The sequence below is a fragment of the Legionella waltersii genome (genome assembly GCF_001468085.1).
Lineage (GTDB): Bacteria > Pseudomonadota > Gammaproteobacteria > Legionellales > Legionellaceae > Legionella > Legionella waltersii.
The window spans coordinates 54,564-72,768 of record NZ_LNZB01000031.1 but is presented as its reverse complement, the minus strand read 5'-3'; the positions used below and the strand labels follow the sequence as shown (position 1 = coordinate 72,768).

Sequence of the window (18,205 nt, the reverse complement as noted above, 5' to 3'; positions counted from 1 at the left end):
TATTATGGTCTTGTTCACACAAGACAAATCAAGGGAATGATCACACCCATATGGGTAATTAATAAACGGGAGAAAACCACATGAGTCATGAAACCGAGTTAATGGATGTGATTTCAGAAAAATTCGAGGATTTAGTAACCCCTAGCCTTCTTGTCGAAGTCAGTCCGGTAGAGGCTGACATTATAAGAACTTTTGTTGAAAATGCACCCAATCAAGAAAATGAGTACTCTAAAGGGGTTAATGTGATGATTTGAAAATGTTGAACTTGCAACTTAACCCTCTAGTCATTCCTAACAAGTAACCAAATTCTTTGGACTCAAACTCACCAAAACACCACTCTAATAATTTATTAATTCTTTTTATATATAATTATATACCAGATGGCTCTTTTTGGGTTCATCATGACAGACTGTTTCAAAAGAAAAATTCAAATATTCAGATCAAAAGTATTATTCCCAGTTACTCAAAAGGATTAGTAGCATACTAAAGGATATGGCTAGACAGGCAAAAGCGACTGGGGCAACTGTTCATACATTTAATCCACCAGGCATGAACAGTAGCACTTGACATATGGGTGAGTTCTTTTAAAGCCACACAAGATCGTAGTAAACAACTAAACGCATGCATTGATTATATGGACTCTCATTGCAACAAAATGCCACTCAATCCCAGTCTCAGTTTTGGCTTATAAAGGCATCAAACAGATAGTTGGAGAAGATCGTGGAAATTTTTTTTACACTTGAGAGTGAAATGAGAACCAAAGACCAATAGAGCATTATTTAAACAAAATGCTATACTTAGTGGAATGCATGCAATGATATAGGATTTTGATGAACATTGTGCTCTTGGCGCTCGGCAGCAGGGGCGACATACAACCGTTTATAGCATTAGCCTTAGGGCTTAAAAAATTAAATCATACCGTAGTTATTGCTACTCATGATGAGCACTCAGCATTAATTTATGATTATGGAATAGCGCATTACCCCCTATCAGGGAGTCCTATTGAGCTACTAGGGGGAAAGCAAGGGCAGAGACTTATGGCTACTACGAATCCGTTGGCTGCCGCTAAAATTTTTTCCAGCATGCAATTAACTATAGCAAATACCATCTTAGTGGAGTGTTGGCTGGCTTGCCAGCATGCCGATGCGATTGTTTATGGGGTACTTGGCACTAATATAGCATCTAGTATTGCAGAAAAACTGAATATAAAAGCGATTCCAGCCTACTCGCAACCCTTGCACCCCACTGCTGAATTTCCCTATCCTCTAAAAAGGGTTCCTAAACAAAATGGGGCTTTACGCCGACTAGCGGGATGGTATTTTATGGAAATTTTGCTGTGGTATTATTTTCGTCCCCAAATCAATCAATGGCGGATTGAACAGCTCAATTTACCTCCAATTAAACAGTCTTTTTTGTATTGGCGCACAATACGCCAAAATGAAGAGTTAGCATTATATAATATGAGTCCGTCAATTTTTAAAAAACCCAAGGATTGGCGTGATCACATAAAAATAACGGGTTATTGGTATTTACCTGCTGCTTCAAATTGGCAGCCCGATAAACCGCTTCTAGACTTCCTATTAGCTGGATCACCCCCTATTTACATCGGTTTTGGTTCTGTAGTTACGGTTCAAGATAACACATTAATCCAATTAATTAGTGATGCCTTATTACACACCAAACAAAGAGGAGTTTTGAGTGGTCATTGGCCTAAATCAGTACTTGATCAGTTGCCCCCTCATTTAATATACGTTAAGTCAATTCCTCATGATTGGTTGTTCCCTAAAACAACTGGCATCATTCATCATGGTGGAGCAGGCATAACCGCAGCGGCTTTATTAGCGGGGAAACCCTCTATTCCTATCCCATTTTTTTTAGATCAGCCCTATTGGAGTCACAGCATTGCAAAATTGGGAGCCGCAACTCAACCCATTCCCTACAAAAAATTAACCTTTGATAATTTAACGGCTGCTATTAATGAGCTCATTAACAACAAATCGCTCTCTTGTTGCGCAAAAGAATTACAAACAAAAATAGTCAAAGAAGATGGCGTAAGTAAGGCTGCTGGCTACATTACCGACTATTTAAATCACCGGAGCACTTTATGAAAATTAATTCAGTGCAACTATCACTTCCTTCTCGTACCGTAAGTAATGAAGATATTTTGCAATTAATCGCGGACGAGAGTACGGAAACTGCCGAAAAAGAAAAGCAGAGAATACTCGCCCATGTAAGTAAAATATTAAAAATGGCTGGGGCGAATAATCGTTATTGGCGTGCTGAAGATGAACTCCCGATACAAATGGTGACAGATGCCTTTAATAAAGGATTAGTGGAAACTGGTTGGCAAAAAAAGGATATTGATTTATTAATCTATGTGGGAGTTGGTAAAGGTTTTATTGAACCAGGAAACTCCTATATGATTGCTCATGCATTAAAACTCGATCACACCCATTGCTTTGATATTTTGGACGCATGCATGAGCTGGGTTAGGGCCGTACATCTTGCACACAATTATTTTAAACTGGGGAACTATAAACGTATTATTATTGTTAACGCAGAGTTTAATATTAAAGAATATTTCTACCCCGCTCTTTTTAAACTCAGCGCAGTGCAACAGCTTCAATATACCTTTCCCGCGTTTACAGTTGGAGAAGGAGCCTCAGTTACCTTTTTATCCAATGAGGACAGCGAACCTTGGGAATTTCAATTTTCATCACGTACTGATTTAGCTGATTTATGCACAATCCCCTTCCCTAACTACGAATCATTCTGTGATAACTCCACCAATAAAATAGGAAAAAACGGTGCCTACCGATTTACATCTTATGGCTTTGATTTACACAAGCACGGTTATATTGAAGGAATAAACATTATCAGAAAACTTTCTATTGATAGCAATGCAATTGACATTCTGCTTCCACATGCCTCAACCAAAAACAGTTGGCAAATGGGAGCAGAAGCGGTGGGTTTAGGTGATAAATTATTTTGTATTTTTCCAGAAACCGGGAATTTAGTTTCAGCCTCAGTCCCAGCTGGGATGTTTATGGCGCTTAATGCACATAAATTAAAACGAGGAGACCGGGTAATCAGTTGCGTAGGTAGTGCCGGTATGTCTTTTGCGGCATTTAGTTTTATTTTTTAAAACCATTTAGTGGAACTTTATGACAACAGAGACCGCATTAATCACTGGTGCCTCAAGTGGTATTGGTAAGGAATTGGCTCTACTATTTGCTGCCCGAGGTTATAATTTAATTTTAGTAGGGAGGCTACGAGAGCCGCTGGAAGAATTAGCCAAAACGCTTTCAAACTGTAATATTAATGTTTTTATCATTATTCAAGATTTGAAAAATAAAGACGCCGGATTAGCGATAAAATCCTATTTAGATGCACATAACATTCAAGTGGATGCCTTAGTTAACAGCGCCGGCTTCAGTACTTTTGGAACCTTTTTTGATACAAGCCTCGACTCGCAAATGGATCTATTGGCGGTAAATATTCGTGCATTAACTGCTTTAACTCATTTATTGTTACCAGCCATGCTGCAAAAAGGCAAAGGGAAGATACTTAATATTGCTTCATTAGCTGCTTTCATGCCTATCCCACAAATGTCAGTTTATTGTGCTACCAAATCCTATATCGTAACGTTTTCAAAAGCATTAGCCGAAGAATTGCGTGATTCAGGTGTCTCTGTAACCGTTGTTTGCCCGGGAGTTACCAAAACTGCTTTTTTACAACGAGCTAATATTGGTGATCATAATGTCAGGCTCTATTTATTACCTTCGATGTCAGCTCAAAAAGTAGCTAAAATTGCATTTAAAGGTTTTTTATCTGGCAAAATACTGGTTATCCCAGGATTTAAAAATAAAATTTTTTCTTTATTTGGCTCATGGATAATTAAACTATTTGGAGTGCGTATCACGAGAGTTTGGTTAAAGAGATACAAATAAGATTCTATTCGCCAGGAGCAAATGTGAGCTTGACTAAGGATTGAAATGCCAAGAAAACCGTATGCGGTTGGATAATGACGGCTGTCAAACTCTGCCAGAGCGCTATTATAATCAGGTGCATATACACTCGTTAGACTATTATCAATAATCTTCAATTTAAGAACTCGTTATTTAAATGAGAAGAATCCGACTCTTATATCAAGCAAGTGCAGCTTGATATGCATACTCAGGTCTAAAACCATATTTGAGTTGTCTTTTTGTTCATATAATGATACTATTGATCATATTTTATCTAATTTTTGGATGTTATATTATGGCATTAGATACAGATGTTTTAGTCGTTGGGGCAGGTCCAATTGGTCTTATCAATGCCTGGGGAATGAAGCAACTTAATCCTAATCTGAAAATTGTTGTGCTTGAAAAATATGCAGAATATCAAAGAAGCCATACCTTGGTGATGCAGGCAAAACAATTAGAAGCCATAATGAAAGCAACCCACAGTGAGATGGATCCGGATATGGTATCGCTGCTATCACAACTTCAAAAAGATCCCCATATTCGCACAAATACCCTTCAAAAAATTTTCACTAAATTAGCGAGGAACAGTGGCGTAGACATTCTAATCGAACATGAAGTTACCAAAGAAACATTAAAACAAATCCTAGCAGATGAATACCCTCACACAAAACTCATCATAGGAGCTGACGGGACACATAGTGTAGTGAACCAAATATTATTCCCGGAGGAGAATCAGGTCAAGCATGAATTTGACTTTGTGTTACAATTACGTTTTGAAATTGATGGTGAAGAAAAAGCATTAGGCATTAAAACACAAGAATTTTATCAGCAAATGGCGCGCAAGGGTCTAATTGCTAATGAATATGTAGGTCATTTTGATCAAGGTAAAACCCCAGTAACAATGCAAATGATGATTTCAAAAGAAGATTTTCTTGCATTGCAAAAATTAACCTCCAAAAAACCCTTAAGGCTTTTTAGTGACGAAACTCCAGAAGATGCACCAAAGCTACCTCCTCGTCTGAAATCATTCATTACTAAATATATTAGTTATAAAATCCATGATACTGAGAAAGCCGGACAAAAAATTGATCCTAAATCAATCCGTATCAGTGTAAATGAAGCCCCAGCTACTCATGCAAAAGAAGTAGTTACACTACATGATGGTGCACACGTTGTTCTTGAAGGAGATGCTGCTCTAGGCCTCTCATATTTTAAAGGTTTAAATGCTGGACTTGAAGCAAGTGCACGATTCTTATCTGCAATGGCTGGTCCTATTCAAGATGCATTTAAATATAAAGAACAAATGGATGCAAAACTGAAAGAATACCAAAACTGGTTCTTGAAAGATTTTTCACCTAAAAAAATCAAGGAAGTAGGTCAATATAGCTTTTGGCAAATAAGAACCTTTATGCGGGCAATGGAAGCGGTACAGAGTATTAAAACTACCTCAGTAGCAGAATATGATGAAGATTATTTACCAGAAATTACAAATTATTTTAATCACTTTACTAGAGATCCCTTGGCAACAAACAACCATCCAGACTGGCGGGCTTTCCCTCATCGCGAATACGATCCGGTTAAATTTGGTGAGTTATCTTATGTTCCTTTAAAACATACCGCAAAGAAAATTGCTAAAATTTTAATTGATTATCTAAAACCTTATAAAAGCAGCGCACATATTTTGCAAGATTATAAACAACCATTAGTTGGCATCGGAAATAGCCTCGTTGGTTTAGAAAAAATATTTGGAGGCATGTTATCCCTTAGTCCTAAATTAATTGCAGATGGATTATTTACTGTATTTAGAGGACTTATTGAATTAGTAACTTTTCCTTTCGCATGGGCTATTAAACCAATTACGCGAGGAATTGCTACTTTAATTCATGGGGGCTATAAAAGAATTGAAGAAAATAGGGGTATGCAAGATCTAGCTCAATATGGCCAAGAGTATTTGGGTGAAATTGAAGAATCTGCATTAAAGTCAGATAGTAAAACGATTTATAATTTGCTAGCGATCTGTAACGACATGCACCGTAAATTTGATAAGTCGTTATCTATTGGAGAAAGTACTGATCTGGAAATAGAGGAATACGCTAGTTATTCTGACATTCGAGTCGATAATACTTTAGATCGAACAAAGTTACTTCACTACTTCTCATTGTTTGCACCTAAAAAGGAATATGATGAGAGTGAATTTCTATTCTCAGCAAACAGGCCAAGGTTAGCTGGGGATAATTGACTTTTCTCTTTACCAGTCTCCTCAATAAGGATTTGTTCTTTTTCAATAAAACGAGTAAAAAGCTTGCATTGAGATAATTTCTCTTTGCTTGGTTGAGCATTCATCAGAAGAACAAGTAATTTTGTTTTATTTCTAAGAAAATCGTATATAGCTAAGTTGAAAAAATAGTTGGGGGCCTTTTTGATCTTGTTCCGTGATAATTTGAGCAATAGCATACAACAAGAGTTGCTCAAATGTTTTATTGAAGTATTGTTCTTTTGACAAAATACTCATTACCAGTAATATTCCCTCATCAGATAAAAGAGCTAGCTTATCCAGTATGAGAGTCACCGTTAACTCTGTTTTCTTTTCACAGTTTATCTTAATAAAAATAAAAATGTTCTACTAAAATGATGACCGTTGAGGATTAGCCTAAAATAACTATCATTCAATTATAATTTTTATTTTGAAGTAAGGTTAAGGTTCTTTTCTGACAATGTTGAGTAATGAGCCATTGCCATCGGCTTATGCCGTTATTCAGAAATAAAAAAATCCCCGTCTGTGCAGCGGGGATGATAGCAGAATGATTCTAATTTATTTCTAATGCACTTTTTACAGCATGATCTTCTTCTGTTCTTTGAACAAACTCTCTAAAGAAAGTCTGCGCGCTATTACCTGATCGATTATGCAATGTACTCCATTCTGAATTATGGCCATTAGCATATTGTGAATCAGTCTCCATTTTCCTATCACTTTTGATTTTTTCCCTAGCTTCAACTAAAGCCTCTCTTGCATTAACCAGCCTTGATTTAGCAAGAGGATCAGCTTTTTTAATTATATTATCTAGATTTTTAATTTCTTTATCAATCACCTGCTTTTTCGCACGTCTCTCTGATGTCAGTTCTTTATGGATAGATGCATAATGCGGAATCACAGCATCATTTATGCTTATGGTGACAAACGAGGTGATCATGAGCTATTAAACTATGCAACTCATCTGTTTTATCGTTGCTTTTAATAACTCCAGATCCAGATGGGTATCCTTCTCTTTTTATACATATTACAAAAGTCTTCTAAAAGCTTTCCTGTGTTAATATAGTTTTAGGTTCTTCCTCGATGATTCCCATCATATTCAGTTCGAATAAAATACAGTCTTTTTGTTCATTTTATATTATGATAGCCATTTATTTTAGAGACACAGAGTCGCAATTCAATACAGATGATCACAGTATCATCATATCGATCTTTATTTGATCCAATTACAAGCGTATGTGCTATAATTAGACATAACCATATAGGTTATTCGAGCAAATTATGTCAAGACGAAAAGCAGATATTACGGAACCGATAGCTCCTCATAGAGTCAAAGATACCGAAAAAGATAGGCTTAACCCGGGCTATTTTAGAATCAAATCAGGAGACAGGGTTGTTCTCAGGGAGGATATAGTTTACTTATGGTCTTATAATTCACAGAAAGAACTTGTTATCGGTATTGAATACCCATGGCAGTATCCAGAGATTTTCAATGTTGATATGAAAAATGAACAAGAAAAGAAAATATGGAATAGTATCTGTGCTCAGTTACAAGGACTGATAGAGGGGATTAAAGCTCACCATGGCTTCGGACATCCAACGTTGGCGGCTGAGTTTAATAGTGATGGTCAAGTTAAAGTTGGCTTGGCTCATTTAGGTGGAGAATTAAAGTGTATTAACGGAGAGTGGATTATAGATAATCGATCTGGTAGATTTGGTCGTTATGATGAAGTATCGGCAGATATTCGACTCCAAATAGAAAATACAATTAATGAGGTAGCTAGCATATTCCAAGAAGCAAATATTAAGGTTACACCAAAACTACATTTCAAAAATCCAGCAATTTTTTCGTCTAAAGAGCAAAAGGAAACAACTTTTTTTAAAAAAACAGATGAATCCAAAGACAACAATATCGAAAGTATTGAAAAGAAATTTGAATATTAAGGCTTAAATATAGCTGATCACAAAGTGTGAGATGAGTTTGACTCGTTGACCAACCAAGTCAAGAATAGTTTGTAAGTTCAATCGAATACTTAGAGTCATCCTAATAAGCTGTTTTAGTCAGAATTTAATTGATCTTGCTTGTCCACACGGCTATACAAAAAAACTCGGCTTATAGCTTGGGATTAGTAAGAAAATATATCATTTTTAGTCAAGGCATCATATAATAAAATCAAATTGATTTTTATAAAGACAAAATTCCCTTATGCCTATATTTACCAATAAAGAATTAGAACTCATTGATAAAGCTTCTAAAGGACTCGTTCAAACTGTCAATAGCAGTAAATTTGTAAAATCAGCACTGGAGATGAGTTATATCCGGCCAATTGCGATTGATAAAGCTATAGAGACAGCGATCTATTCGGCATCTCGAGTTTCTTCGCAAGAGGCTGAGAAAAGATGGAAATTAGTTTTGGTATTATGTGGTTTAAGTCAGTCTGGGCATAAACCAAGTAACAAGTTAGTAGAGAAAGTATTTACCTACGCCATAAACCACGCGGCTGCTACCAACAATTGGGAATTTGTTATAGCTCTATGCAACTTAGCTGCACCAGCGCATCAACCAAGGAAAGAAATAATCAATACGGCTCTTGAAATTGCATTAACTGTGGCGGAGAGTTATGAAGATGAAGGTATCAGAAAACAATCCTCCATAGCATGGAGTGCAGTTGAAGCGATTGCTAGAATACAAGCCCCTGCTACAATGCCCGATAAAAGCTTATCCGAGAATGCATTAGAACAATTAGCAAATGTTCCCAAAAAACGTATCGATAAGAAATTTGAAGCTTTAACCATTGAAAGAGAGTGGATAAAGGTTTTGAATTATTTCGTGCAAGATCAACAAGACAAACCATCTCAGAAAGCAATGAATTTTGCATTAATTACGGCAGCTTCGGATGGTCAATGGGAGGTTTTTAAGTCACTTTCCAGTTTTCAACAACCCGACAAAAAAACTGCTGGGGAAATACTGCAAGTTGCGGCAAGAAAAGGAACTCTTGAAATTGTGCGATTACTTTGTAATTTAGATGAACAAAATAAAACCAACATTCATTATATTAATAACGCAATAAGCATTTCAAAAAATGAAGGGAATTCAGAAACAGAAAGCTATCTTTGTTGTGAAAAAATTCGTCAAACAAATTCAAATATAGATCCATTGCTTCTCACAAAGAAAATACTTCAAGATTTTGTCAATCATATTTTTACTATAAGTAGTTTATTTGGTGGTGAAGCGAGAGCAGTAAAAAAAATTCTTTCAAAGGTAAAATCTGCAACAGTAAAAGAAACAACTGAAGATGAAAGAGACCAGATAATAGTGGATGCAGTGAGTTCTTTAAAAGCATTACAAGGGCGTAGTAAGCAATTAAATGCATGCATTGATTACATTGACTCTCATTGCAACAAAATGTCAACCAATCCCAGTCTCAGTTTTAGCTTATAAAAGCATCTACTAAACAGATAGTTTGAGACAATCATAGAAGTATTTTTACACTTATGATGATAAATTAACCTTATAGGAGTAATTATTTTTGAGAAATAAAATTAACTTTTTTTCAACTCTACTAACAATTATTTTCAAAAGCCAGAAGATGAGCAGCAATTAGAAAAAGTCGAAAACAGCAGTGAGCAAAGACTTCTAGAAAAAACAGAACTTCATGAGCCACATAGAGAAAAATCAAACTCTCTTAGCTATTAGAGCTTTTATTTCATCGAGTCAACCAGACATTATGAAACTTTTTTTGAAAATGAGGAAATGGATATTTCGCCAAATTCTCTAATTTATTTTGCTGCATCCGCAGGTCATTTACCTATATCGAAGGGAAAACGGCAGTACATATTGCTACTAACCGTGGTTACATAATAGCTTTTGATTTTTTGACCAAAGAGCATGCTAATTTAAATGCTGTTGACAATTGTAAGAAAACAGCGCTTCATGTTGCCGCTGAAAAAGGTGTTGCTAAAACAGTAAAAAGATTAATCGATCTTGGTGCTGATACTAGTCTTAAGGACGAAGAAGGCCACACCGCTTATGAAGCATGCCTAAAGGAAGAAAAATCAAAGCACAATTAAGACTACTACAATCCTTTATCGCGGAGTTTATTTACCGCACTAATTGAGAAGTATTTAGTTGAAGCGATTTCAGTATTAGAGAACTCTGCGTTGTTAACTCAGTTGAGGAAAAATAACCTCCTTTCAGTCAGGCTTTATCGGTCGTAGAGCCTGATACTTCATGAAAAAATGATAGAATTAAGGTTTTTTGCCAACACTGCTTAGTTCATCTGACAAGCCATCTGGAGTAATCGACCATGGTAAGTATTTAGAATTATTAATGTCTAACCCGCCTTCCTTTAAAATATCACTAACAAGAGAAGTGCAGTTATGTGCTGATGAATTATTTGGAGCATTTTTCTTTGCTCTACGACTCATTTCTATATCGATAGGATCTTGAGCTATGAATGATGCGCTATCTTTAAAAAAGTTGAGCAGGTTGACATTTGGAAACAATTGATAGCTCATTACACCAGAGCTTACTTCTTTACGTACTTTGTCCATTTTCTTGCTCATCTTGATGTTGTCAAGATTTTTAAAATGATGGATTTCATCAGGGGTTAATGGTTTTGAGCTTTGATAGGTGGTTGATTGTGGCAGAAAATCCATATCGTTAATATTAGTTGTACTCTTTGCCTCACCTAAAGACTCCATGTCTTCAGTTAAATTACTAGCAAGGTGTGCTGACAAAAGTAAAACCGATGTTAATCCCATGGAAGGGATTTTATCTGGATGTAGGCTTCCGTATTCCCCGGGGTCGCCTGCTTTCATTTTGGGCTTGGAGCCCCCTATTTGTACCGCAGCATGCCCAGGAGACTTAACTGTCATCTTCCAAATAAAAACCCATGTATGCCACAATGATCTTCCGGCGGTAAAGACCCACTTTCTTTCTTATGTTGTTCAACAATTTTATTAGCACCTATCCACCTTTTAAGAAACTTGGGACCAAGTTTGCAATAGGATTTATAGTTCCAAAGGCAGCGTAGGTAATTTCCCGATTGTCTACCCCAATACTTAAATCTATTTGTGCTTTTTTCATGTTTTTATACTGTTGTTCAGTAATTTCTCTAGACTACACCTTATTGGCTTCAGTTAAATCTTCAATATGGTCTTTAGCAAGCTCTCCAGATGTTGGAATAGAACCAAGACTAAAACGCTGAAGAATACCTCCAAGAGCACTCGGAAAAAAACTAGTATGAGTAACTGTACTCTTACCTTCTTTTGTTTTGCGCGTAAATGCAGATACATGACCTGATCCATTTTCATTATTGGTTTCTTTTACACAAACACCAAATTCATATTTAGTCTGTTTATCATCTTTTTTTGATTGCATCTCTACGCCTCAATACTAAAACCTGCGATATCGGTTTCTATCAAATTAAATTTAACTGATTATAAATAGGAAAATCAAGATGGATTTATATTTAAAAACAACATGTTATTGCTGTCTTCGAACTAACCGGTGTAACGGCTCGTAAGCAAAAACCTTGAAGCTAAAGGTAAGATTGCAAAATTACAATCAAAATGGTTAAGTGGTACTTCTTAAATCATGACAAGTACTAATAGATATTCTATTAACTGATTTGAATGCCCTTCCGTCCTATCTAAAACAATATTACCAGGAGTAATTCATGAAAAAATCCATTAAAAAATCGCCCTTCCTTATTCAGGTGGTCTAGATAAGTCAGTCATGATCCCTTAGCTTAAAGAGCATTTTGAAGAAACAAAGAATTATTAAGTCCGAAAGAAACTTATGGTGCCCTGGACGGATTAACCCTGGCTTACATTGGTGATAGGAACAATATTCTTCGTAGCTCACAAACATCTTGCGGTCTCGACTTCTAACTAATCTACGATGAAAGATATAACCAAAAAATCGATGAGAACAAAACAACGTTGGTCTCTACTGCCTGAGTCAAATATAGAAAATAGCAAAACCAATTCTGCTATTGATTTATTTTTATACGACAAGAACCACTTGAGGCGCGAATGAGTTTTTTGAACTCAAAATACATTTAAGTGAACTCACAGATTAATATTTCCTTAATATTTACATATTAGGATGACAATTAATTAAACACAGGAGAAAGTAACGTGCCACCAGTCACTTTTTTATCAGAAGCATCTCAAGAGTATATTTTAAGTTCTTACAACGAGCAGAAAAAAGGAAATGATAAAATTCCAACGGTGCCTCGTAATTCTAAAACTGGGTGGCCTCTTTTACAACTAAGTATGCTTTCTCCATCCATATCCATAAATCAAACTCAGAAATATGAGCATGTATTAGGAGGAGGAAAATGCCACTATTTTCTTATTGGTGCGTTCAATTTTGCTAGTCTTCTAGCTAAAGTTCCTGGAAAAATGACCGTGACAGGAAATAACGGTAAGCAATTAACTAGAGAGCAAATTAAGGCTGATAATGTTGGCTTATTTTTGAATGAATTTGAAATTAGACATCATGCCTTAGGAATAACCATAAGTTCGGGATCAGGTGCATATGGAAAAAAACTTTCTGTGCAATCTCCTGCAGGCTCTGACGAACTTTATAAAGCTTTATTCATAAAAGTTCCCTTCGAGTTTGCAGTTAAACGAGGCTCAGGCCTTTCAGCTATAGGTAATTGGAAAGATTCGCCAGGACATACCGCCAAACAAATTCAAGAAGGCATTAATGATGACGTTGCTGTTTTTTCCGAAGGCCAAATTTTTGTTGATTTGGGTGAGTTTTTGGATAGGGAAATTCAAAATCCTGAGCTAAAAGAGATGTTGAAGACTGCTTTTCAGGTTGATGAGTTTCTTAAGTTAAAAATAGAACACAAAGAACAGGAGCCCCTTTCACCTCCTCCTATAATTTCCGAAATAGTTGAGGTTATCTCTACTTCTTTTGATAATTTATATAGAAAGATAAAAATTATGCGAGATTATGGAGAGACTCTAGTCTCTGAAACAGATAAAAAGACTGTGGCTCAACTTTCTAGTGACTTAGCTAACAAATTGGACAACATCAAGATAAAAATATCGCAAGGGAAATTAGAGACAGACGAAATAGAGCTGTTTCAAGCCCAATTCAAAACGTTGCTTCATTCTAAAGATAAACTTATGAAAACCCATGAGGCCTTATGGAAACCTATTCTAGCAAACATTGCATTGGGTATTTTCACTTTGGGGTTTGGCTTTTTAGCAATCGGTATAAAAGCTGGAATAGCTTTAGTAAACGCCTATCAAAAAGATGAAAAAGTTAGTGCAAGTGATATTTTATTTTTTACTCAATCAAAAGCTCAAAGTGCTATTGCAAGTATGGAGAAAGAAGTTGATTTAGAAGAACTATATAAGCGGCCTTAAATTGAAAATCAAGATTGAAGTAATCCCCCCAACAACAAGTGATTATCCAATTGTACAAAATCTAGGAAGTTATTATGTTTATGATCGAACTGGATATATGGGTTGGTCATGTTCCGAAAAGGGATTTTTGAATGCATCGATTTTAAACATTACTTTGAAACCTCAAATAAAAAAGCTTTTCTTGTTAAAGTCGATCTAGTGGTCTCGCACAAAAGGTTAATATTGATAATATCTAGCCCCAATACTGCAGCACTGGAACGAATCAATAATTTATTATTTATTTCCTTTATTCATTGAGGTAAGGCGGATAAAATATCTTAACAACATGGTTGAGCAAGATCATCGTGGTATCAAAAACATCACGAAATATAAGCTTGGTTTTAAATCATTTCAGGCGGCTAAGCAAAAATTGCAGGAATTGAATTACATAGAATAATTAAAAAGGTACAGATGAAAATCCAAGAAGATACTCCAGCCTGAGAGCAGTTTTATGAGCTTGCGGTCTAACCGCGTCTTTAAAAAGGCATCGCTTAATTTCTTGAAAAATTTTCGACAGAACGGATGGAGAATAGAAAGAAAAAACTCATCTTTGTTTTTATTATCCTGCTGGATGAATAGCCTATAGGATACATCCAGTATTATGATGCCTGTGATTTTTTTCCCTACCGATAAGGCTTTTGATTTTCAAAAAAATGCATTTATTGATTTCTATCTTGGTGAAAAATCAATTTTGGGACAAAGGCTTGACATTGTTGCATTAAAGCCATTTGTGCAGAATATTTTTTCAGCAACTTGATACAGCGCTAGTCACTCCAGATATTAAGAATCGCAGTGCAATCGCCTGTTATCAAAAGGCAGGAGGTATGCTTTGCTTAACAAAAGAAGTAGCACATGATCTATGGCTAATCGATAAAAAGGAAGTATCTCATCTCTACTAATCCGCTCAATGAACTCACCGTTCGCTTAAATTAAATTAAGTTCATCAGTAAGCCTATCAATCATCAAGTCACTTTGTATCACCTCGAGTTTAGCCACTTGATGCTATTCCTGTTATTTTTTACAATAACTAACGTAAAAACAACTTGTTATTCACAACTCCCCCCGTCGCATCCTGTTTTTTGATTGACTTTAACTCCAGCTGTTTATATTATGAACATAATTCATTAGTACGTTCAATAAATCATGAAACATAACGAGGTTTGAAATCCATGCTAAGTCGCGAAGAAGTTTACACCATAATCAAGTTGCGTAATCGCAATGACACCATTTTTTCTAAATTACCCCTCGAAATAATTCGAGAAATAAGTGATTTCGGCCAAAACCCCAATAGCGATATTGCAAAGGCCTTACATCACGCAGCGTATGCACGACAAGAAGATGTTAAGGCGCTACTTGCCATGCTCGATAAAAATCCCTCTTTATTGCTTCAAGCGAGCAATGTGACAACACCCGGTGGAGATGAGTGGAAACGGGTCACCATTTATGAGTTTTTATTGGGTGCAGGTGATTATGAGCTGGCCAAGCAAGTACAGGAATATTTTTCAAAAATAGAACAAGGTGAGCAGCAAAGAATAGCTCAATATGAACGTTATAAGCCGCATATTGAAGGCATGCTGACACAAAAACCCTATGATTTATCACCATTGATTGAATTGATTAAAAAAGCAACGCCTGAGCAAGTAGCGGCATTGCTCAAGAAAGACATGACCGGCGACAATGAACTTTGTAAGGCACTTAGCCAGTTTCGCAAAGATTGGGCGCCTAAAGTTCTTACCAAACCCGGCATGCATTATAACTATGCGAGTCCTCAACATGCTTTCGAACTACTTGACCGTGAGTGGGCCAATTTATACAAGGCAAGCAATGATAATTATGACAAGATTCGTTTAGTGTGGAGGCACTTAATCGGTTTTGAAATGAGACGTTTACCGGGTATTGATAGGTGTGTGATGGCGCAGGGGCTCTATTATGTGATAGACGGAAAAGAGGCTGTGGGTCGGTCATATACACTTCGAGAGGCCGGGATGGCTGGGTCATTTCCTGTTACCACTTCTGATGATTCTATTGATGGGTTGGGGGCAGATTTTTCAGTCGATATATTTGGGGGGGCAGCCGCATCGCCGATGGCGTTGGCGGGGCGGTGGCGCACGCGGTCGGTATTGTTGGAAAACTTATGTCGAACAAAAACTTCAAACTTGCGGAACTTATACCCTTTCCCCAACTCATCAGCCGAGCCCGTGTGTAATAATCTAAGCTGATGTCGACAAGATAAGGCGGTCGCGTAACCGGTCACTTGTCCGTGCCAGCTCACATTAATAAAGTGCTGCAAAAGTTCTTGGTATTGCCAAGTGGTTGAAGTGTTTGTCCACCACATAGTCCAACGATGAAGATAATTTCTGATTCGGCAGGAAGAAATCCCATCAATCACCATATATTTAACTTGCTCTCGCGCTTTACACAGGGTTCTCGGATGAGGGACCATGCGTATCGGCTCACACCTTTGATGCTCAAAATTTGTCTTACCACCCCCCCATTTTCGTTCAAATTATAAACATTATTGGTGGTGGTTATTGCAACATCATTGATGTGAGATATGTTGGTGTTACCTTCCGTTCGTGTCGGAAGATAGTTAATACCGAGAAAATGAAAGCCACCACTGATGCAGCCCATGCGTGATTTTTTGCGCGAGAGGCTTAAGCGTCTTTCGTGTAATACGTCCATCATGCGCCGCCGGCAACGGCTCAGTTGGCGTTTTGTTTTTGCAAAAATAAGAATATCATCTTGAAAGCGGAGATAGTGCACGTCCATTTTGCTTAGTGCATCATCAAGTGGCTTAAGATAAATACCGCTAAAAAATTGGGATAGTGGTCCACGTAACGCAATGCCCTGTGAAGGATTTTTATATCCCCTGGGGGTATCAATAGGCTTTGTGATGATGTTTTCAAGCATCACATGCAACTTGGGGTCGTAATAATATTTTTTGACATCCTGTACCAACTGAAAATGCGGTATGGAAGCATAAAAAGATTTTATATCTGCGCGTAATACGTAATTAGGTTTTTCATCTCGCAGCACTAGTTTTATATGTTGCGTCGCATACTTGACGCCTGTAGGCCCGTCCAAATGGTAGCAATTTGGATTCATTACATACTTAAACGTAGGTTTCAATTGTTTCAGCAAAATATGCTGAAGGATTCTATCGGAGGGGTGTAGCTGGTCGACTACTTCATCAGAAAAATAATAACGTTTTAAACAACGAGGGTTATAGCTGCCATCCACAATGGACTGAATACCTTGCGGCAGTCAGTCATTGATTTCTCGTGCCATAAAGTGAATTTCATGGTTATGATGGGCATGATATTTTTGCTTGTGAATTTTTGCGAAAAGCTTCTTACCAATGCCCATCATTTGCCCATCATTTCCGCTACATTCCAACGCTTCATTTTGACCCTCGGTAGCGTTTACTGCTTCAGTCAAATATAGACTGTCAGATAATATCAACCTGATGCAACCTTGTAACTGTATTTATTGTGTGATTCGCAAGGTACCTTGTGAAGAGTAGTATAACAAGTTGGTGACAAGCCAAGGAGCACTAATATTTTATTTTGAACTGTTGTTAATGGTGTTATTTCAAGGTGTTTTACGCCATTAACGATCAACGCGACCAGTGAAATGCCCCGAAAAACCTTCAGCATCATTTCAGCTGTTGGCCTGACTGTTGCACGCTTTGGATTGCCTTTATAAATCCCGGACAATTTCTCTTGTTTTTGTTGTAGCGCCTCCCTGACAGAAAATTCAAGAAGACACAGTATCCGCAATCCAATACTGAGCAAGCGAATAAGTCCTTTGATGCGTGTTGTCGAGCTCAGGTATATCGGGGTGAGACCCAGTGTCTTTCCTTTGTAACGAGCAAATCCATGTTCGATTAAATATTCTTGCCGATAGGCCAATACTGCCTCCTCAATGCTTAATGCAGGGTCATTGCACGCATAAACCCGCCAGCCTAAATGGCGCACCTGTTTTTCCAAAGCATCCTGATTCAGGGTGGAGTGGACAGTAATGCGTGTTTCAACCAGGATATAAGCCTCGCGTTTGCGAGTTGCTTTGTGTAGGGTTTTCTTTTCTTCTCTACGATACTCAATTTGCAACAAGTTTTGAAGCTTGTGCTTTTTCAAAATAGCATCAACTGCCGCATGCAACTCTTTTTCATCGAGCATTTTGATGCCACGTCCTCGCTGATTAAGCTTGGCAATGGCTGTCTGCCCTTCATTGATATGTCCATGTAGCGTATGCTCTTGTTTTCTTGCATGATTAAGTGAGCGAACCACAAGCCGCTGTTCCTCCCATGAAAAATTATCACCGGCTTCATCTGATTCCAAGTGGATTGTATAACCGTAACCTTCTGCAATTTGTTCAGGACTATCACCTTCACCAACTGCCGGACGATAAATACTGGTTAGGACTTGTTCGTTATTCCATATTTTGTCCAGTAGTAATGACAGTTCTGATTCAGGCATTTGAACTGCAGATAAGGGACACAAATAAAAGTCATCACTTTTGGCTACGTAAGCACGAGTTGCAAGGGAAGCCATTTTGC

General features: G+C 37.2%; 17 protein-coding genes. 11 read left to right on the top strand and 6 right to left on the bottom strand.

The features are described from left to right. Nucleotides 1-80: 80 nt before the first annotated feature. The 5 genes from Lwal_RS17635 to Lwal_RS05595 all read left to right on the top strand — a co-directional run bounded on the left by Lwal_RS17635 (nucleotide 81) and on the right by Lwal_RS05595 (nucleotide 6,207). Entirely contained in the window at nucleotides 81-254 is a 174-nt protein-coding gene (locus Lwal_RS17635) for a hypothetical protein (RefSeq protein ID WP_028378563.1), read from the top strand. A gap of 576 nt (nucleotides 255-830) precedes the next feature. Next, nucleotides 831-2,108 carry a glycosyltransferase gene (locus tag Lwal_RS05610; RefSeq protein ID WP_050598484.1) on the top strand — a complete coding sequence of 426 codons (1,278 nt, stop codon included), beginning with the start codon at nucleotides 831-833 and terminating at the stop codon, nucleotides 2,106-2,108. Beyond that, entirely contained in the window at nucleotides 2,105-3,145 is a 1,041-nt protein-coding gene (locus Lwal_RS05605; protein ID WP_028378564.1) for a 3-oxoacyl-[acyl-carrier-protein] synthase III C-terminal domain-containing protein, read from the top strand. Before Lwal_RS05610 ends, Lwal_RS05605 begins: the two co-directional genes overlap by 4 nt. Before the next feature lie 19 nt (nucleotides 3,146-3,164). Next, entirely contained in the window at nucleotides 3,165-3,950 is a 786-nt protein-coding gene (locus Lwal_RS05600) for an SDR family NAD(P)-dependent oxidoreductase (RefSeq protein WP_032832000.1), read from the top strand. Between the two features lie 313 nt (nucleotides 3,951-4,263). After that, nucleotides 4,264-6,207 carry an FAD-dependent oxidoreductase gene (locus Lwal_RS05595; protein ID WP_028378565.1) on the top strand — a complete coding sequence of 648 codons (1,944 nt, stop codon included), beginning with the start codon at nucleotides 4,264-4,266 and terminating at the stop codon, nucleotides 6,205-6,207. Nucleotides 6,208-6,339: 132 nt separating this feature from the next. On the opposite strand, the gene Lwal_RS17705 is transcribed toward Lwal_RS05595, so the two are convergent. Beyond that, entirely contained in the window at nucleotides 6,340-6,480 is a 141-nt protein-coding gene (locus Lwal_RS17705; RefSeq protein ID WP_192876281.1) for a hypothetical protein, read from the bottom strand. A gap of 295 nt (nucleotides 6,481-6,775) precedes the next feature. Next, on the bottom strand, nucleotides 6,776-7,159 hold the full coding sequence (locus Lwal_RS05585) for a hypothetical protein (RefSeq protein WP_019234670.1): 384 nt from the start codon (nucleotides 7,157-7,159) through the stop codon (nucleotides 6,776-6,778). A gap of 341 nt (nucleotides 7,160-7,500) precedes the next feature. Between Lwal_RS05585 and Lwal_RS05580 the strand changes: the two genes are divergently transcribed. The 3 genes from Lwal_RS05580 (at nucleotide 7,501) to Lwal_RS05570 (ending at nucleotide 10,290) form a co-directional block, all read left to right on the top strand. Continuing rightward, a complete protein-coding gene (locus tag Lwal_RS05580; RefSeq protein WP_019234669.1) occupies nucleotides 7,501-8,163 on the top strand; it encodes a hypothetical protein in 663 nt (220 codons plus the stop codon). Nucleotides 8,164-8,425: 262 nt separating this feature from the next. Beyond that, entirely contained in the window at nucleotides 8,426-9,661 is a 1,236-nt protein-coding gene (locus Lwal_RS05575) for an ankyrin repeat domain-containing protein (protein ID WP_028378567.1), read from the top strand. A 350-nt stretch (nucleotides 9,662-10,011) separates the two neighbouring features. Beyond that, the gene (locus tag Lwal_RS05570) at nucleotides 10,012-10,290 is read left to right on the top strand and encodes an ankyrin repeat domain-containing protein (RefSeq protein WP_080274359.1); all 279 of its coding nucleotides are present in this window, start codon (nucleotides 10,012-10,014) and stop codon (nucleotides 10,288-10,290) included. Nucleotides 10,291-10,467: 177 nt separating this feature from the next. Here Lwal_RS05570 and Lwal_RS05565 read toward each other — a convergent pair whose 3' ends face one another. Together Lwal_RS05565 and Lwal_RS05560 are read right to left on the bottom strand one after the other, a co-directional pair. After that, on the bottom strand, nucleotides 10,468-11,097 hold the full coding sequence (locus tag Lwal_RS05565; RefSeq protein ID WP_050598485.1) for a hypothetical protein: 630 nt from the start codon (nucleotides 11,095-11,097) through the stop codon (nucleotides 10,468-10,470). Nucleotides 11,098-11,341: 244 nt separating this feature from the next. Next, entirely contained in the window at nucleotides 11,342-11,602 is a 261-nt protein-coding gene (locus tag Lwal_RS05560) for a hypothetical protein (RefSeq protein ID WP_050598486.1), read from the bottom strand. 761 nt (nucleotides 11,603-12,363) lie between these two features. Between Lwal_RS05560 and Lwal_RS05555 the strand changes: the two genes are divergently transcribed. The 3 genes from Lwal_RS05555 to Lwal_RS05545 all read left to right on the top strand — a co-directional run bounded on the left by Lwal_RS05555 (nucleotide 12,364) and on the right by Lwal_RS05545 (nucleotide 15,866). Beyond that, nucleotides 12,364-13,608, top strand: coding sequence for a hypothetical protein (locus Lwal_RS05555; RefSeq protein WP_028378569.1), 1,245 nt, complete (start codon nucleotides 12,364-12,366; stop codon nucleotides 13,606-13,608). 640 nt (nucleotides 13,609-14,248) lie between these two features. Further along, nucleotides 14,249-14,404 carry a hypothetical protein gene (locus Lwal_RS17700; RefSeq protein ID WP_019234665.1) on the top strand — a complete coding sequence of 52 codons (156 nt, stop codon included), beginning with the start codon at nucleotides 14,249-14,251 and terminating at the stop codon, nucleotides 14,402-14,404. Nucleotides 14,405-14,816: 412 nt separating this feature from the next. Beyond that, nucleotides 14,817-15,866: a hypothetical protein gene (locus Lwal_RS05545; protein ID WP_028378570.1), complete on the top strand. Its 1,050-nt coding sequence runs from the start codon at nucleotides 14,817-14,819 to the stop codon at nucleotides 15,864-15,866. 166 nt (nucleotides 15,867-16,032) lie between these two features. Here the strand turns inward: Lwal_RS05545 and Lwal_RS16780 are convergent, their stop codons facing one another. Further along, the gene (locus Lwal_RS16780) at nucleotides 16,033-16,887 is read right to left on the bottom strand and encodes a reverse transcriptase domain-containing protein (protein WP_065235651.1); all 855 of its coding nucleotides are present in this window, start codon (nucleotides 16,885-16,887) and stop codon (nucleotides 16,033-16,035) included. Between the two features lie 218 nt (nucleotides 16,888-17,105). Continuing rightward, nucleotides 17,106-18,200 (bottom strand): IS1634 family transposase, encoded by a 1,095-nt coding sequence (locus tag Lwal_RS17805; protein WP_201785600.1) that lies wholly within the window; start codon nucleotides 18,198-18,200, stop codon nucleotides 17,106-17,108. Between the last annotated feature and the right edge of the window lie 5 nt (nucleotides 18,201-18,205).